This window comes from Ruegeria sp. BA2 (assembly GCF_056539605.1).
In genome coordinates this window covers 497,748-514,729 of sequence record NZ_JBQFVE010000001.1, presented here as the reverse complement: position 1 = coordinate 514,729, position 16,982 = coordinate 497,748, and the positions used below count along the sequence as shown (strand labels likewise).

Genomic DNA, 16,982 nt, shown 5'->3' with positions numbered 1-16,982 from the left:
TGAACGTATTATGCCGCATGCTACCGTAGCATAACGGGGTCAAGCCATTGTCACGAAAGGATAGTTCTTGACTGCCTTGGGGGATGAAAATTCACACGAAACCACGCATTCCTTCTCGCCAGAAGAAGTGCACGATGCGCTTGAGCGTGTGTTGGGGTCGAACGGCTTCAAAGGATCGGCCCGGATGCGGTCATTTCTGACCTATGTTGTCAATGAAGTCCTGGCTGGGCGCTCAGCGGAAATCAGAGCCAAGACCATCGCCATGGATGTTTACGGTTACTCCGCCGATGACCTTTCCAAGCGGGAAGGGGTGGTGCGGGTTGATGCAGGCCGGGTCCGACGAAAACTCAATGCGTATTACGGGGCGGAAGGTGCAACTGACCCGTTAGCGATCTCCTTACCCGTCGGGAGTTACGTACCAGTATTTGAGGCCCAATCCAAACAAACAAAGAAGCCACGATTTCGCCGCGTAGGAGCTGCGGTTGTAGCTTTGGCTGCTTTGGTTGGCATGGGTGTTCTGGTTTGGAGCAATATTAATAAAGGTGCGACATCAAACGCCACTGGCCTGGGGCAAAGCGCGATCTACGATGTCTCTCCCGCTCGGGTTGAGGCAATGAACCTCTGCGACGCTGGCCGAGATGTGATGTTCCCGGTTGTTGATCTTTCGCGTCTCCAACCGGCCCTGCTGATTTTCAAGACCGCGGTAGAACGAGATCCCCTGTATTTCTGCGGCTATGCCGGAGCTGCGCAGGTCGAGACGATGCTGGCTATTTTGCAGTTTTTCGATCCGAACGCTGAGGCAAATCTGAGGGCTGCTGATGAAAACAGCGCCCATGCTATGGATCTTGCCCCCGATGAGGCCTGGGCCCTATCGGCGCGCGCCTGGCAAGAGTTCGGGTCAGGGAATTACCAAAGGGCTGTAGCCTTGTCTCGCAGGGCAGTTTCTCTTGCCCCGAACGACCCGCACATCGCAGAATTTGATGCCCTTATCTCATTGTATACTCTGAATTTTGAACACATACTTTCGCAATCTGAGTGGTATGGAGAACTTGCTGAACGCAGCGGTGGGCTTGTTTTTGGCAATGTGCTTGGGTCAGCACAGTTTCACACGGGCGACTATGGCGCTGCGATCCGCACCTATGAAGATACGATTGAGCGCGGAGGGCCGTTTGGGCCAATTTCGGCAGCCTATCTGATGGCCGCGCATTGGAATAATGGCGAACAAATCGAGGCGCGTCGTATCGCCAATGTATACCAAAAAACGTGGCCCAACTTTCCGCTAGAGGATTTGAAACGCCGCGTTTTCAAAGAGCCAGAACCGGTCGACGCGTTGATGGCTGGTGTCAGGGCGGCTGGGGTGCAGTTTGGTACAACCGAAGCTACTTCTGAACCGGACTAATCCGCTGCAAGTGATTGCTACTCGTCCTGTTCGACAAGACCGAGCCCGCGCAGATAGATTCCAATTCCGCTTTCCAAAAGGTCTTCGGGTGGAAAGGGTGAACTTGCACCAGTATTGCGGGCAAACAGTTCGACCACGCCGTGGCTCATGGCCCAAATATGAGCGCTGAACATTGATGCCGGGGGGCGTTTTTCTGGTGGAATATGCTGGGAAAGATCACTGGCCGCCTTTTCCAGCACGTTTTTGGCGCGATTGGCGGCCAATGCCAGCTCTGGTGTGCGATTGATTGAAATCCCGCTTTCGAACATCGCGATATAGTATCCGGGGTGCTTGCGGGCAAAAGCGAGATAGGCGCGGCCTGTGGCCTCGAACGCAGCAAGTGCCGAGGGTTGCCCTTTGTCATAGGCAAATTGCATCAGGTCCGCGAACATCTCAAACCCTTGCCGCGCGGCTTCCGCGATCAGGTCCTCGCGTCCTTCGAAATGGCGATAAACAGCAGCGGGTGTGACGCCAGCCGTTTTTGCAGCTTCTGATAATGTAAAGCCGGTTGGCCCCTTCTGTTCGATCAGGGACAGGGCGGCCTCCATCAAGGCTTGCTTTAGATTTCCGTGGTGATATCCGCGTTTCGTCATCCCGGCCTCAGGCGCGTTTTGTCTTATATATGCAGCGACCAGGGGTTAATCCAGCGCGGGCAATGTGTTGCAGAGCAATCAGGCATCCCAGATTTCCGGACCACCGCTAATCTTTTCGTCCGGCTCTCCAACTGCATCGTGGTTCTTACCATCATAGTCCAATTGGCTCAGCACCGTGCGAATGGCTGCCAACCGGGCGCGTTTTTTATCGTCTGAGCGGATGATCGTCCATGGACAGTTGTCCGAGTGACTCCGGGTGAGGGTCTCGGTGATCGATTGGGTGTATTCGTCCCATTTATGCAGCCCGGCGATGTCGATCGGGCTGAGCTTCCACTGTTTTAAAGGGTCGGTTTCGCGCGCGAGAAAGCGGTGCAGTTGCTCGGCACGCCCGACGTTCAGCCAAAACTTGAACATGTGGATGCCGTCGTTTCGGAAACCTGTTTCCAGTGGAAGAACCTGACGGAAGAACCGCTCACGTTCTTCCGATGTACAAAACCCAAACACATTTTCAACGACGCCACGGTTGTACCAACTGCGGTCAAAGAACACGATTTCACCAGCCGACGGGAGATGCGAGATATAGCGCTGGAAATACCATTGGCTGCGTTCGGCATCCGATGGTTTGCTAAGCGCAACGTTGCGTGCGCCACGAGGGTTCAGGTTCTCGCGAAATCGTTTGATTGTTCCACCTTTGCCTGCGGCATCGCGACCTTCGAACAGGATAGCGATACGTTGGTCGGTCTTCTTCACCCATTGTTGCATCTTGACCAGCTCAATCTGCAGACCATCCATCTGCTGATCGTAATCCTTGCCCTTCAGCTTCTTGGAGTAAGGGTAGGTTGGGTTCAGAATCTCATCCTTTTTGGCGTCTTCGATGGCCGAGCGGATCGATTCTGGGGCGTGGTCACGAAAGTAGCTTTGGATGGTATCCTGTTCTGATCGGGTCATGTGCTACCTCGCCATAAAATCCAAATCTTACTATGGATTACGGATCAGATTAACGCAAACCCGCGCGCTCGGCAGCCCGGTCGATCGCGGCTGCGACTTCCGGGGCTGCAACCACTTGCGGCATATGACCGATTCCATCGAGTTCGATTAGTTCAGCACCCGGTATTTGGTCAATCAGTCGATTAGAATGCCACTCGAGCCCAACAGTGGTATCAGCTGTTCCGTGAACGATTTCAGTTGGTACGGAAATCTCGCCATATCGGGGCTGAAGCTCGGTGATTTCTTCCAATAGGTTTGCACGCTGTTTGGCATTTGCATGCATCGAGGCACGGCGCATGGTCAAGCCGGGGCCAAAATGTTCCGCATATCCTTCTGGGGCCTTCTGAGGCGCAAAAACCTGATCCAGCGCCTTTGAAACAAACCAGTCGGGGACGTGCGCGCTTACCAACGGCAATGCCAGCGCGTTGCCTGCGGTGGTCGCTCCGATGGTGTTGAACGCGTCCAATGGTGTTTCCCACGGGATCGCAGCTGGCGCGATGAGAACAAGTGCCGCAATGTTGTCGGGCCGTGTCACAGCCCAAGCCAGAGATACCGATCCGCCATAGCTTTGCCCGGCAACGATTGGCTTGTCGGCCCCCAGAATCGATGCGGCACGTTGCAGAATTTCTGCTTGCTCTACAATGGTTTCGCCATCGGGGTTAAAGCTATCCGAATAGCCAAGGCCAGGTCGGTCAAACACGATTACTCGATAGTTTTCCGCCAGTATCGGAGCCAGCGCGAAGGTCATATCGCGCGTGTTCCCGCTGGAGCCGTGGATCAGAACCACATCCGGACCTTCGCCCATGACAACCGCGTGGACCGCGATCCCATCGACATCCACCATTTGGCCTTCAGGCGGGTACGCGGCCTCGGCGGCACTTTCACGCTGAGCACTGCGCCAGGCCGTAACAACAACGATCCCAATGATCGCGATGCTGAGTGATATCAATAGCTTACTGGCCAATTTTATCCATGTCGAAAGGAGTTGTCTGATAAATGGCGTTGATCCAGTTACCATAGAGCAGATGCGCGTGACTGCGCCACCTATTCTGAGGTTGCTGGCTGGGATCGTCTTCAGGGTAGTAATTTATCGGCACGTTGATCGGTGTGCCATTTTCAACGTCCCGGTCATATTCCTGCTTAAGCGTATCGCTATCATACTCGAAGTGATTGAAGATATAGAGCGCCCGATGTGTGGGGTCCTCGATCAGGCAGGGGCCGACGTCATCGCTGCCAAGCAGCGTGATTAAATCGGGTACCGCATCAATCTCGTATTGCCTCATCTCGGTCCAGCGGCTGACGGGAATCACGCAATCATCAGAAAATCCGCGCAGAAAGGGAGATGCAGGCGCCAGATTTCTGTGCCGGAAACAGCCAAAGGCCTTTGCGTCCAGCATGTGCTTCTTCACATCGTGAAAGTGATTGATCATCGCCATGCCGCCCCAGCAGACGCCAAAGGTTGAATGCACATTGGTCTGTGTCCACTCGAACACTTCACGGATTTCGTCCCAATAGGTGACGTCGTTGAAATCCAGGTGCTCGATGGGTGCTCCGGTAATGATCAAGCCGTCGAACTTCTGATTCTTCACCTCTTGGAAGGGATGATAGAACTCAGCCATATGTTCGGCCGCGGTGTTCTTGGTCTGATGCTCGGTCATGCGGATCAACGACAGCTCGATCTGCAACGGAGTCGCTCCGATCAGGCGCGCGAACTGGTTTTCGGTCTGAATCTTCTTTGGCATTAGATTCAGCAAACCGATCCGAAGAGGCCGAATATCCTGTCGCGCGGCCTGATCTTCGGCCATGACCATGACGCCCTCATTGGTCAGGACATCAAAGGCGGGCAGGTCTGAGGGGATTTTGATCGGCATTTGGTCACGCTGCTAAATCTGCGAAAGAAGTCTGGAACTTAGGCGGGGTTGGTGCGGGTCTCAAGAGTGCGTTCGATCAACTCATTGAAATCACCGCTGTCGCGCACTTTGGAGATATCGTTGGCTGCGATTGTTACGCCCCAATTCCGGGCCATAGCCTCGTATCGCGGCTGACGATGTGCGAGTGCCTGCGCATATGTCCAACGAATGAAAGCGTCTGGGTCGACGTCAGCCCCTGAACACTCATTAAGGGTTAGGTATTCATTCCAGACCAGATCCAAAAAAGCGGCCTGGTACGACATCGGCTTGGGTGCTTTGTCAAAACGCCTGATCAGCTCTTCGGTATGCGCTTCGTCACCTTTGATCCAGATCATCAACGTCTGGCGGGACAATTCAGTCAGGATCTGGTCATTGGGATCATCGGGCTCGACCCATTCACAGATCGACCCGCCGGTATCGCAGATAAAATTCGGATAGCTGTACAAGCGTTTGGCGCGATCAATGAAATACTTGGTGTCTAGAAGAGCACGAATTTCAGCCTGCCGGAATTGTTCTTGCCGTTGCTGATACTCCGAAATCTCAAGGCCACCCATGTCAGGATTACCGGGTTTACCCAGATAGGCCGCCACTGGGGTCAAATTCTGGAACGTAATGTTCGAGCCGATATAGATCGAATCCGACTTCAACAGCTCACGCAGAAAGGGGACTTTCATCGCTTCGGCTTTGGCATTGTCGGTGATGTATTCGCCCATATAGCGGGTCCCGATCCGGTAATCGATCGAGTAGTGGAACCAGTCTCCATCGTCGCGCAATGTGTTCGAGACATAAGACTTGCCCAACCCGGACATGCCGAAGAATAACACCTTCTTTCGTGCAGCTTCGCGCCAATCCGTCGCCGAGTTGTAGATCATGGTCCGCCATCCCTTGTTTTGCCCTAGCTAAATCGGGCGGTTGGCGGCGTCAATCGTGACTGCGAGAACGGCTGAGGATCAGCAAGCCAATGGCAAGTACGGCGAACCCGATGAACGCGCGAGATGGCAACGCCTCGTCGCGTACCAAGGCACCCATCAAGATCGCAATGGGCGGGATGATCAGCGTTACAAGCAGAACGTTGCCACTGCCTGCCTGTTGTAAGACCCGATAATACAACAGGTAAGCCCCTGCGGTCGCCAGCAGAGCGTAATAGGCGATCGCTAACCAGGTTTCCAAAGGAAGGGCGAAGCTCGGAACCCCATCTACGATCAACAAGATCGGGGTCATCAGGATCGCCGATCCGGTCAACATGCCTGCAGCGGCAACCTGTGGGGGCAGGGCGCTCATGTAAGAACGCGCCCAGATCGCCGCAAACGCATATGACAAGGTCCCAGCAAGGATGGCCAACTGGCCCAGATTGCTCGGGTTCAAGTTTGCGAATTGCCTGAGGCCAATGGTGATTGAGACCCCAAGGAATCCAAGCCCGACGCCAAGAAGGCGCGCTTTGGTCAGCCGTTCGTCCCGGAAAAACAGTGCGGCCAGGAGGACGCCGAAGATCGCGGTTGCTGCGTTCAGTATCGATGTCAGGCCTGTCTCAACGTAAAGTTGCCCCCAGGCCATCAACGTAAATGGCAAGACGTTGTTCAACAGCCCCATGACCAGAAACACACCCCAAATTTTCGGATCGCGTGGGATGGGGTGACGTTGCAGGATGATAACCAGCCATAAGACGAGCGCGGCCCAGAAAACCCTGTGAAAGACTGAAGTTACAACCGGCACCGTATCAAGCGCGATCCGGATGGCGAGGAAAGACAGGCCCCAAATGACACCAAGCAATATCAGCTCGGACCAGGTGCGTGGGGTGAGGGTTTTCTGAGAAGTCATTTCTTTTCCTCGCACCTCTCAGACTGCGGATCGACCCGAAACATGCGAAAAAGCCCCGCCAAATTGGCGGGGCTTTGCTTGTTTATATGGGCTGGTTCAATCCAGCGCGTATGTAATCTGAAGGCCAACGCTCCACGCGCTGTTTCCGGTAAAGGTGGCGCGGTTGTCAGGGCCAGTACCATTGGCAGTCGCATCACCGATATCAGTATAGCGGACACCTCCAGAAATCTGGGCCTTTTCAAGCGAGTAGGTGCCGCCCAATCCAATGCTCCAGAACCCATCGGTTGGCCCGAGGTTCGAAACGGAGTTTCCTTGAGAAGTTTCGTAGCCCAGTGTCACGGCACCCGAGAATTCTTGGGTGAACTGGTAACCAAGACCAAGTGAGTAGGTCCATGTGGCTTCTTCATAATCGACCAGGTTGATGCCCGTCAGGCCCGTATAGACTGGCGGAGCATAAACTGTTTGGGGCCAATCAACCCAGCGAATCGAACCAAACAACAGCGTTTTTGGTGCGACGCCGGTCTGAAAGTCGAGGTTGACGGATTGGGGTGTTACAACTTCGGTCGTTGAGTCCGCGCTGGACCGCGTAACCTCTGGGAAAGGGGTAAAGGCCAGCGAGTCGTTCGCCTCGGTCTGCGACAGATCGTGCTTGATCTTCGAGTTATAGGTCAAGGCGACACGGGCCGCGATGTCTGGTCGTTCCCACGCGACACCCACGACATAGCCAAAATCGATCTCTGCATCTGTTTCAACGCGGTATCCGCCAGAAGGGAATGGCGTGGTTCCTGCACCTGCAATTGGCACAGAAACACTGGCCTTCAGCCGTTGCGCACGAACGCCGCCGATCACGCTGAAGCCACCATCAAATTTGTACCTAAGTAGTGCAGTTATCGCATCAGTATCGGCCTTTGCACGCAGAACATCCTGATTTGCCCCGTCAAATCCAGCAAGCCCCAGCACGTTTTGCGACAGCGGATAATTCGAGGAATAGTCGATGTCAGCACCAAAGGGCTGATCATATATCAGCGCAAAATCCAACGTCTCTGTCAAAGAGGTCTTATATGCCAGATGCGGAGTGAAAAAGCTGTTCGTCACATTGCCGGAATCGATCGTCTCACCAAATGTCGGGCTGGTGGGAATCTGATCTTCCATCGATCCGCTGACATCCGGCTTGGTATAACCAAGTCGAAACTGCGCGACAGACCCTTCTTCGAACAGGATGTTGACGCCCTGACCGCTTCGATCGAGACCGCCCGCCTGCGCAGTCGTAGCGCCAACGCACAACGCGCACGCCTTAAACAGCGTTCTTTTCATTAATTCCTCCCTACACTGTCCTATAGCCTGTCAAGCGCACCCTCATCATGCGCATCCGGCTTCGTTACCGGTTTGTACTGTCTTAAACTTTAAAATATGGTCAACTGGTGACGGAGCGTTAGTCAGTTTTTGTGCTGTGTGCAGGTGTTGCCGAATTGTTACGGTTCTCGGACCAAACGTTCAGGAAAATTCCGGTGAAGATCACTGCAGCCCCTAGCAGAGTCCAGTGATCCAGAGGTTCATGATAAAGGATCATTCCGACAATTGCGATTGTTGGAAGGCGTGCAAAATCAAAGGGCACAACCACTGTGGCCGGCGCAATAGCCAGCGCATTTGTAATGCAGTAATGCGCCAGTAGACCCGCGAACCCCACAAGCAGTAGGAATGGGATGGTCTGCAAGGTCGGAAGTGTGATGTGCCCATCTGCTCCGGACGCGACCAACCCCAATCCGGCTTGCATCAATGTAAGCCAAAACATGATACAACCGATACTGGCAATTCGGGTCAGTGATTTGGTTGAGATTGTGGTTAAGGCAAAGAATATGGCCGAAGCTGAAGCAGCGAACACTCCAGGACTAAGCGTGGCTGCGCCGGGTCGCGCGACGATAAGAATGCCGGCAAACCCGATAAGCGCTGAGGTTAAACGCAAAGCGGTCAATCTTTCGTGCAGCAACAGCGGGGACAGAAGGATCACCCAAATAGGTTGGGTGAATTCAAGTGCAAAGACCTGCGCCAGTGGGATCACAGTTACTGCATAAAACCAAAGGTTCTGACCTGTAAAATGCAGTACATTGCGAATGCCATGCAGGCTCAGCCGTTTCGTGGTGACCTGCTGCCATTTGCGCGTTGCGGTAAGGACAATTGCGACCACGCAGATACCAACGAGGCTGCGGTAGAACATGATCTCGAACGTGTCATGCGTCACGCTTAGTTCTCGTCCGGCGATCGCCATCGACGAGAACGAGGCGATCGCCCCTGTCATCCAAAGCGCAGCCTTGCCGATCTGCATTTTACTGCCGTCCATGAGATCTCTTACATGCCCCTAGGTGTAACAGGCTGAATAGAGGGTGATTTACACGCTTAGACAAGGTCAAATGTCAGAGCGATTGTTCAGTTTTGCTCAATCTGAAGGCTTGCTTACTGATGATCTACATTTGGCAGCTATTAACACTGCATTCTCAGTGCACTAAGTGTCTGCCAGTACTTTGCTTAACGTATCGCCGTTCAGCACATATCGATCACCTGTGTGCGGGCAGGTCACTTCGGCCTCTCCAGACAGGGGAAGATTCAACTGTTCCCCATACTCGCCCATCCAGCCGATCTGCTTTGCAGCAACCCCTACCATCAACGCATAGGGCTTTACGTCAGCGTTCACGACAGCACCGGCACCGATAAAAGCATATTCCCCGATTGTAACACCGCAAACGATGGTTGAATTGGCGCCCAGAGTAGCGCCTTTCTTGACCAGAGTGTTGCGATACTCAGCCTTTCGTTCGATCAATGAGCGAGGGTTGTAGACGTTGGTAAACACCATGCTGGGGCCGCAGAAAACGCCTTCTTCCAAGGTGATGTTGTCATAGATCGAGACGTTGTTCTGCACTTTGCAGTTGTCTCCGATGACCACCTTGTTTCCGACGAACACGTTTTGACCAAGCGATACATTCGACCCCATTTTGGCCCCACCGCAAACATGGACCCAGTGCCATATTCTGCAACCGTCTCCGATCTGTGCGCCTTCATCGATAATTGCAGTTTCGTGCACCGAATAGTTGCTCATCGATCTGTCCTTCGCCCTTAAAACACAATGCCCTAAGCGGGGGCGATTATTCCCACTCGATGGTTCCGGGCGGTTTTGAGGTGATGTCATAGGTGCATCGGTTGATGCCTTTGACCTCGTTGATGATACGCGTGGCGGTTTCACCCAGGAACTCATGGCTGAACGGATAATAATCCGCTGTCATACCATCAACCGAGGTCACTGCCCGCAGCGCACAGGCATAGTCGTATGTCCGGCCATCGCCCATCACACCAACCGTGCGGACAGGTAGGATGGCCACGAAGGCCTGCCAGATTTCGTCATAGAGACCATGCTTGCGAATCTGATCGATATAGATCGCGTCTGCTTCGCGCAGGATTTCAAGCTTTTCACGGGTGATCTCGCCGGGGCACCGAATGGCAAGGCCAGGGCCGGGGAAGGGGTGGCGACCAATGAAGCTGGCAGGCAAGCCAAGCTCGCGGCCCAAGGCGCGGACTTCGTCCTTAAACAGTTCCCGCAAAGGTTCCACCAGTTTCAGGCCCATCTTTTCAGGAAGACCGCCCACATTGTGGTGGGATTTGATGGTCACCGAAGGCCCGCCCGAGAACGAGACAGATTCGATCACATCCGGGTACAGTGTTCCTTGCGCCAGGAACTCGGCGCCTTCAATGGTGTCCGCGTGTTTCTGGAACACGTCGATGAACAGCTTACCGATGATTTTGCGCTTGGTTTCCGGGTCGCTTTGTCCGTCCAGCTCTCCCAAAAACAGTTCGCTCTCATCTGCGTGGATCAGCTGGATATTATAGTTGTCACGGAACATGCCGACGACCTCAGAGGCCTCGTTTTTGCGCAACAGGCCGTGATCGACGAATACGCAGGTCAGCTGATCGCCAATTGCCTCGTGGATGAGGATGGCAGCGACCGAGCTGTCGACGCCGCCCGAGAGGCCGCAGATGACTTTCTTATCCCCGACTTGCTCGCGGATCTTCGCAATCATCTGTTCGCGATAGGCGCCCATGGTCCAATCGCCTGAGAATCCCGCCAGCTTGACGAAATTCTCATAGAGTTTTGCACCCTTCGGGGTGTGGTGAACTTCGGGGTGGAACTGAACGGCATAGAAATGGCGCGACGGATCGGCAGTAATCGCGAAGGGCGCATTGGGCGAAGTGCCAAAGACCTCAAAACCCGGTGCGATTTCGCTGACGTGATCACCGTGGCTCATCCAGACCTGTTCGTCGCCGTCGCCAAACCAACCGTCCAGAATATCGAGCTTGGCCCGTGGTGTTACGAATGCGCGCCCAAACTCGGCCGTGCCGTGGCCGCTTTCAACCTGTCCACCCAGTTGGTGCATCATCACCTGCTGGCCATAGCAGATGCCCAGGATCGGAACGCCATAGTCAAAAATTTCTTGCGGGGCGCGAGGTGACCCTTCACGCGTGACACTGTCTGGACCGCCTGAGAAAATGACGGCCTTGGGGGCCATCTCGCGCACGAAATCCATCGTGACGTTCTGATAGGGGTGGATTTCGCAATAGACGTTCAGTTCGCGCAGGCGGCGGGCGATAAGCTGCGTCACCTGGCTGCCGAAGTCGATGATCAAAAGGCGGTCATGGGTGTCTTGGGTCATGACTGGCTATTAGGTCGCAAGACTTGCTTGTGCAAGCGTAATGACGTCTTTTAGGCGATCAGTGACGGTTTGCTTCCAAGGGGGCACAAAATGTCGGAAATTCGTCTCAGGTCTGCCGAACCGAATGACGCTCGCGCGATAGAGGATTGTCTTGCTGAGGCTTATGCCGACGCGATGCGTGAAATCAACGATATGCCCGACGTAACAAGCGGGATTCTAGGCGATATTGCTACTCATCAGGTTCTGGTAGTCGAAGACGCTGGGCACGTTCTGGGTGTTATAATCTACGGTCCACAGCCTGACGCGATGATGATTTTCAATCTGGGTGTTTCGCCAAAAGCTCAAGGTCGTGGAGTTGCACGCCAATTACTAGACGCTGCCGAGGAGGCCGCGAAAGCAGAAGGCCAAAGCGTCCTACGTCTGCGGACGCATCGGCTGATGTCGGGAACCCGTGCCATGTACCTGCATCTCGGATGGCAAGAGATTGAGGCGAAGGGCAACACAGTACTGATGGAAAAACGGCTAAAGTAACGGCCAAATCCCATGAATTCTCGGCAACCCGGGGTGCATGTCGCTTTTACCCCGATAGCGCCGTAAACTACCTCTGGCATCAATTGCGGTTGATGTAACACATTTGTCGAACCAACCTATCAACGGGATTTTCTCATGGCAGAGGCAAACACCCGGCGCAGAGCACGAGGTGGCGGGGGCGCCGCCCGCCGGGCCGAGCGTACGGCGGTCAAGATCGAAACCGCAAAATACATCGAACGCAACATTCCCAATTTCGAAGTTCTCAACGAAGAAGCATTGGAGATTATCGAAACCAATGCCGAAACCGTTTTGGCCGAAGTGGGCGTCAATTTCGTTGACAACCCTGCTGCATTGGAGCGCTGGCGGGATGCGGGTGCCGATGTCGAAGGTGAACGTGTGCGCCTGCCGCGTGGACTGGCGCGCGAGTTAATTAAGTCGGCTCCAAGTGAGTTCACCCAGCACGCCCGCAACCCCGAGAAATCGGTGGTTATTGGGGGCCGCAATATGGTGCTGGCGCCGGTCTATGGACCTCCGTTCGTGCGTGATGCGCAAGGTGGACGCCGTTATGCGACCATGGATGATTTCAACAAGTTTGTGAAGCTGGCCTATATGTCCAAGTGGTTGCACCACTCGGGCGGCACAGTTTGCGAACCCACGGACATTCCGGTGAACAAACGCCACCTGGATATGCTGATGGCGCACATGACCCTGTCGGACAAGCCGTTCATGGGTTCGGTTACCGATCCCAGCCGCGCGCAGGATTCGGTTGAGATGTGCGAGATCCTGTTTGGCAAAGAGTTCGTTCAGAATAACACTGTGATGACCTCGCTGACCAACATCAACTCGCCGATGACGTTTGACGATGTGATGATGGGATCACTTGAGGTTTATGCAGCGAACAACCAGGCTTGCATTATCTCTCCCTTCATTGTGGGTGGCGCGATGGCTCCGGTTTCAGTGGCCGGAACACTGACGCAGGTTCTAGCAGAGGTGATGGCTGGCGTGGCCTATAGCCAGATCATTCGTCCGGGTGCCCCCGCAATTTTCGGGGCTTTCGTGTCATCGATTGACATGAACTCTGGTGCGCCGACATTCGGGACCCCGGAGGCGTCGAATGTAACCTATGGCGCGGGTCAGTTGGCGCGTCGCCTGGGTCTGCCGTTCCGATCCGCTGGTTCCTTCTGCGGTTCGAAACTGCCCGATGCGCAAGCCGCCTATGAAACCGCGAATTCACTGAATATGGGGTTGATGTCAGGCGTGAACTTTATGCTTCACTCCTGCGGTTGGCTTGAGGGCGGTTTGGTGGCGGATTTCGAGAAATTCGTCATGGATGCCGACCAGTTGGGGGTTCTTCACGGTTTGGCCAAAGGCGTGGCCTATGACGAGAACGCTCAAGCGATGGATGCGATCCGTGAAGTTGGCCCCGGTGGTCACTATCTGGGCTGCGCCCATACGCAGGCAAACTTTAAAGAAGCGTTCTGGAAGAGCGATCTCTTGGACTACAAGCCTTTTGAGACGTGGGAAGAAGAGGGCGCCCGCGATACGCGGACGCTGGCTTCGGCTCGGGTTGAGCATCTGCTGGCGAACTACCAACAGCCGCAGATTGACCCCGATGTGAAGGCGGCTTTGGACGCATATGTCGCAGACAAGAAAGCTTCCATGCCGGATGCTTTCACCTGATCACTGATATTGTGAGGCGCGGCTGGCTTGGTAAAGCCGCGCCTCACCATTCAAGGCGATCAACAGATCCAAATGGCGCACCAAAGAGTAAGCTGCATCCTCTTCTAAACGTTGCGCATTTGTTTCACGCTCCAACTCCATAAGACGTATCAGGGCTGCACCCGATCCGGGTATCGATCCATACCCAAGAAGCCGCTGCAGGTGGCGGTCGCGGTTATAGTCCTGTGCCCCGATCTTTGCGGCGCGGGTCAGCAATCTTGGGCGACGGAGTGTAGCGATCATGGTCATTAGGTCCTGCACGGCAGCTTTCCTTCATTTCGATTTCGTTGTCAGAAAGGTTGCACAACCTTAGCGGGTGTTGCCTTGTCACAGCTCACTCCGAACTATGGTTTCATCACTGTTTATCTTTTTGAATCAATTCTGCTCAGAGCCGTCTGTGATTAACGAACGAGTAACGAAAGCAACTCTAGTTAGATTTGGTTAACTAAGAATCCGACGGCTTGAACTGTCAGTTTGCTTTGTCGACGAGGGCGAAAAAAATATGGAAAATAGCGTGGCTTTCACCGTTCCCACATGGGTCCCAGAAGGGGCGCAGCGATATCTGGACCACACCGAGTCTGGCCGGTCCATACGGGATATTGCACGATCTGCGGGCTGCCATGCCTCAACTATTCTGCGTCAGATCCGCAGGGTCGAGATGCGACGTGACGACCCGTTGGTGGATGCCGCATTGCAGTCTTTGGCAGAGTCTCAATTTTCATCAGAAAGCGATCATGGCCGGGCATTTAGCATAGTCAAATTGGAACCCGGGCAAACCGGTGCCCAGACCGAAGAGTTCGAACATGAGGCCCTCCGAGTTCTTCGGCGCATGTGCGAAACGGGCGCTGTGCTTGCGGTGGCTGAAGATATGGACAAGGCGGTTGTCGTTCGGGACATCGGCGAAGGTGGCACGACCAAGACAGCTGTTGTCGAATGTCGTATCGCACAGGCTTTGGCATTGAACGATTGGATTTCATGCGACAACCCCGGACGTATTTCCCGATATCGGATTTCAACGTCTGGCCGTGCAGCGCTCAGCCATTTGATTGCCGAGGCTGAAAACCGCGCGCGCGCGCAGAATGAGTTTGGCATGGCGGAGGCTCAGGCCGCGTTCAAACCCGCTGGGGATCGAAGCCGCGCCACACATCAGCCAAGGGTTAGATACAGTACAACAGAAAGCCCGTTGATCGCGCTGGCTCGACGTCGTGATCGGGATGGCAAGCCGTTTCTAGACGAAACACTGGTGAGCGCGGGCGAACGTCTTCGCGAAGATTTTGAGCTTGCGCAGATTGGGCCGCAGGTCACGCAGAACTGGGATCACTTTTTGACGGGTGGTGGGCGTGGAGAATTCTCGTCGGACACACCGGCGGGGCTGGGAGCCTCTGGCGCGCGTGACCGTGTGGCCCGCGCATTGTCGGATCTAGGTCCGGGTCTAAGCGATGTCGCATTGCGTTGCTGTTGCTATCTGGAAGGGCTGGAATTGGCTGAGAAGCGCATGGGATGGTCAGCGCGGTCAGGGAAGATCGTTTTAAGGATCGCGCTACAGAGACTGAAGCGCCATTATGAATACCAAACCGAACGCGACAGAATGATCGGCTGATCGTCGGGATATAATATCCTGACCTTGCGGAAATGTTGGTAAATGATAGTCAGAGCTTATGAATTTTACCTTCCGCCAATTACAGTATTTTCAGGCTGTGGCCGAGCAGCGAAACTTTGGCCGTGCGGCGCAGGTGTGCCATGTCTCACAGCCGGCACTTTCGGTTCAGATCAAGGCGCTTGAGGAATCGATAGGCGGGCCGCTGTTCGAACGGCAGGCCCGCGATATCCTGCTGACACCGCTTGGTCGGGATGTTCTGGACTATGCCAAGCACATACTCGGTGCCGCTGAAAGGCTGGATCGGTTCGCGCGGGATCACTCTGGTGGGCATCGATCATTGTCGATCGGAATTATACCAACCGTTGCGCCTTACCTGTTGCCCGGGGTGCTGGCAGGGTTGCGCGCTGCTGATGTTTCATTGCGAGTACAGATTCGCGAGGCGCGGACCGAGCGGCTGCTAAGCATGCTGGGTTTGGGTGAAATTGATGCAGCGGTGCTGGCCCTCCCGCTGGGCGGTGGTGCTTACTACGAAGAACCGCTGTTTGAAGACCGATTTCTATTGGCGGGAAGCCAAACACGCCTAAATCGACTGACCATCAGCCCCGAAGAACTACGGCCATTGGATTTGCAATCCGCACAATTGATGTTGTTGGAGGACGGTCACTGCCTGACCGATCAGGCGCTTGAGGTTTGCGGGCAGGACCGCAGCAGTGGCCAGATCAACATGGGTGCGTCTTCATTGGCCACATTGTCGCGTCTGGTTGCAGAGGGGTTCGGACTTACCTTAATTCCTGAACTTGCAGCGCAGGCTGAGACAAATGCAGTACCTGGTTTGCGGTTGTTACGCTTTGGTGCGCCGCAGCCTTCGCGCACGATTGGTTTGGTGCGCCGCGCCTCTACCGGAAGAGAAAAGTGGTTTGATCGGCTGGCAAAGGTGATCCGTGAGGTCGGTGAAGACGTCGTCTCAGGAACCCGCGCATAGCAAAAAGGCCCGCCAGATTGGCGAGCCTTGATGCAAGTGATGATGATCGATTTACGCCAGAGCGGGTTCGCGGGCTTCGTCCAGATGCTTCATCAGGTTTTCCGGCGATGACACACCGTAAGGATCTTCGGGGCAGTTATCCATCAGGCCAGGCTCTTCGAACCATGCCTCAACTACGCCGTCATTGATGATAGCTGCGTAACGCCAGGAACGCATGCCAAAGCCCAGATTATCCTTGTCGACCAGCATCCCCATCTTGCGGGTGAATTCACCGGATCCGTCAGGAATGACTTTGACGTTGCTCAACCCCTGATCCGCTGCCCATTTGTTCATGACAAAGCTGTCATTCACGGACATGCAATAGATTTCATCGATGCCCTTGGCCGAGAAATCAGCATGGCCTTTCTCAAAACCGGGCAGCTGATAGGTCGAGCACGTGGGGGTGAAAGCACCGGGCAGTGAGAACAGAATGACCCGCTTGCCCGCAAAGTAGTCAGCTGTTGTCTTGTCTTCCCAGCGGAACGGGTTGGGGCCTTCGACGGCCTCATCGCGGACACGGGTGTGGAAGGTTACGTCAGGCAGTTTTGCACCGGTTTTCATCATCAAACTCCTGTGATTCACTTGTGATTGTGGCGAGAGTTAAAATGATTCTAACTTGGCTTCAATGTTAGATATGCTGCAAAAGCATGATATCTGTTTCGTGGTTA

The 16,982-nt window shown here is 54.5% G+C and carries 17 protein-coding genes; 5 read left to right on the top strand and 12 right to left on the bottom strand.

Annotation, left to right across the window (positions count from 1 at the left end; genetic code table 11):
• Window positions 1-67 precede the first annotated feature (67 nt).
• A complete protein-coding gene (locus ACR0NN_RS02595) occupies window positions 68-1,399 on the top strand; it encodes a tetratricopeptide repeat protein (RefSeq protein WP_480683832.1) in 1,332 nt (443 codons plus the stop codon).
• 17 nt (window positions 1,400-1,416) lie between these two features.
• Here the strand turns inward: ACR0NN_RS02595 and ACR0NN_RS02590 are convergent, their stop codons facing one another.
• The 10 genes from ACR0NN_RS02590 to guaA form a co-directional block, all read right to left on the bottom strand.
• Entirely contained in the window at window positions 1,417-2,031 is a 615-nt protein-coding gene (locus ACR0NN_RS02590) for a TetR/AcrR family transcriptional regulator (RefSeq protein ID WP_170684187.1), read from the bottom strand.
• Between the two features lie 78 nt (window positions 2,032-2,109).
• On the bottom strand, window positions 2,110-2,979 hold the full coding sequence (gene ppk2 / locus ACR0NN_RS02585; protein WP_170719372.1) for a polyphosphate kinase 2: 870 nt from the start codon (window positions 2,977-2,979) through the stop codon (window positions 2,110-2,112).
• 49 nt (window positions 2,980-3,028) lie between these two features.
• Complete coding sequence (locus tag ACR0NN_RS02580; RefSeq protein ID WP_480683829.1) at window positions 3,029-3,982, bottom strand: alpha/beta fold hydrolase; 954 nt, start codon at window positions 3,980-3,982, stop codon at window positions 3,029-3,031.
• The gene (metA, locus tag ACR0NN_RS02575; RefSeq protein ID WP_170684184.1) at window positions 3,972-4,889 is read right to left on the bottom strand and encodes a homoserine O-acetyltransferase MetA; all 918 of its coding nucleotides are present in this window, start codon (window positions 4,887-4,889) and stop codon (window positions 3,972-3,974) included. The genes ACR0NN_RS02580 and metA overlap by 11 nt, the downstream gene beginning before the upstream one ends.
• A gap of 38 nt (window positions 4,890-4,927) precedes the next feature.
• Window positions 4,928-5,800, bottom strand: coding sequence for an ATPase (locus ACR0NN_RS02570; RefSeq protein ID WP_170719367.1), 873 nt, complete (start codon window positions 5,798-5,800; stop codon window positions 4,928-4,930).
• A 49-nt stretch (window positions 5,801-5,849) separates the two neighbouring features.
• The gene (locus ACR0NN_RS02565) at window positions 5,850-6,746 is read right to left on the bottom strand and encodes a DMT family transporter (RefSeq protein WP_170719365.1); all 897 of its coding nucleotides are present in this window, start codon (window positions 6,744-6,746) and stop codon (window positions 5,850-5,852) included.
• A 96-nt stretch (window positions 6,747-6,842) separates the two neighbouring features.
• Window positions 6,843-8,060: an outer membrane protein transport protein gene (locus ACR0NN_RS02560; RefSeq protein WP_170719363.1), complete on the bottom strand. Its 1,218-nt coding sequence runs from the start codon at window positions 8,058-8,060 to the stop codon at window positions 6,843-6,845.
• A 118-nt stretch (window positions 8,061-8,178) separates the two neighbouring features.
• Complete coding sequence (locus ACR0NN_RS02555) at window positions 8,179-9,084, bottom strand: DMT family transporter (RefSeq protein WP_170719361.1); 906 nt, start codon at window positions 9,082-9,084, stop codon at window positions 8,179-8,181.
• 162 nt (window positions 9,085-9,246) lie between these two features.
• The gene (locus tag ACR0NN_RS02550) at window positions 9,247-9,837 is read right to left on the bottom strand and encodes an acyltransferase (protein ID WP_170719358.1); all 591 of its coding nucleotides are present in this window, start codon (window positions 9,835-9,837) and stop codon (window positions 9,247-9,249) included.
• Window positions 9,838-9,883: 46 nt separating this feature from the next.
• Window positions 9,884-11,443 carry a glutamine-hydrolyzing GMP synthase gene (gene guaA, locus ACR0NN_RS02545; RefSeq protein WP_170719356.1) on the bottom strand — a complete coding sequence of 520 codons (1,560 nt, stop codon included), beginning with the start codon at window positions 11,441-11,443 and terminating at the stop codon, window positions 9,884-9,886.
• 90 nt (window positions 11,444-11,533) lie between these two features.
• Between guaA and ACR0NN_RS02540 the strand changes: the two genes are divergently transcribed.
• Together ACR0NN_RS02540 and ACR0NN_RS02535 are read left to right on the top strand one after the other, a co-directional pair.
• The gene (locus ACR0NN_RS02540; RefSeq protein WP_170719354.1) at window positions 11,534-11,974 is read left to right on the top strand and encodes a GNAT family N-acetyltransferase; all 441 of its coding nucleotides are present in this window, start codon (window positions 11,534-11,536) and stop codon (window positions 11,972-11,974) included.
• Window positions 11,975-12,109: 135 nt separating this feature from the next.
• Complete coding sequence (locus tag ACR0NN_RS02535) at window positions 12,110-13,654, top strand: trimethylamine methyltransferase family protein (RefSeq protein WP_170719352.1); 1,545 nt, start codon at window positions 12,110-12,112, stop codon at window positions 13,652-13,654.
• On the opposite strand, the gene ACR0NN_RS02530 is transcribed toward ACR0NN_RS02535, so the two are convergent.
• Window positions 13,655-13,942, bottom strand: coding sequence for a DUF6477 family protein (locus tag ACR0NN_RS02530; RefSeq protein ID WP_480683990.1), 288 nt, complete (start codon window positions 13,940-13,942; stop codon window positions 13,655-13,657).
• A 253-nt stretch (window positions 13,943-14,195) separates the two neighbouring features.
• Between ACR0NN_RS02530 and ACR0NN_RS02525 the strand changes: the two genes are divergently transcribed.
• Together ACR0NN_RS02525 and ACR0NN_RS02520 are read left to right on the top strand one after the other, a co-directional pair.
• Complete coding sequence (locus ACR0NN_RS02525) at window positions 14,196-15,293, top strand: DUF6456 domain-containing protein (protein WP_480683826.1); 1,098 nt, start codon at window positions 14,196-14,198, stop codon at window positions 15,291-15,293.
• Between the two features lie 58 nt (window positions 15,294-15,351).
• Complete coding sequence (locus ACR0NN_RS02520) at window positions 15,352-16,275, top strand: hydrogen peroxide-inducible genes activator (RefSeq protein WP_170684168.1); 924 nt, start codon at window positions 15,352-15,354, stop codon at window positions 16,273-16,275.
• A gap of 51 nt (window positions 16,276-16,326) precedes the next feature.
• On the opposite strand, the gene ACR0NN_RS02515 is transcribed toward ACR0NN_RS02520, so the two are convergent.
• Entirely contained in the window at window positions 16,327-16,875 is a 549-nt protein-coding gene (locus ACR0NN_RS02515) for a peroxiredoxin (protein WP_170684166.1), read from the bottom strand.
• Window positions 16,876-16,982: the final 107 nt, after the last annotated feature.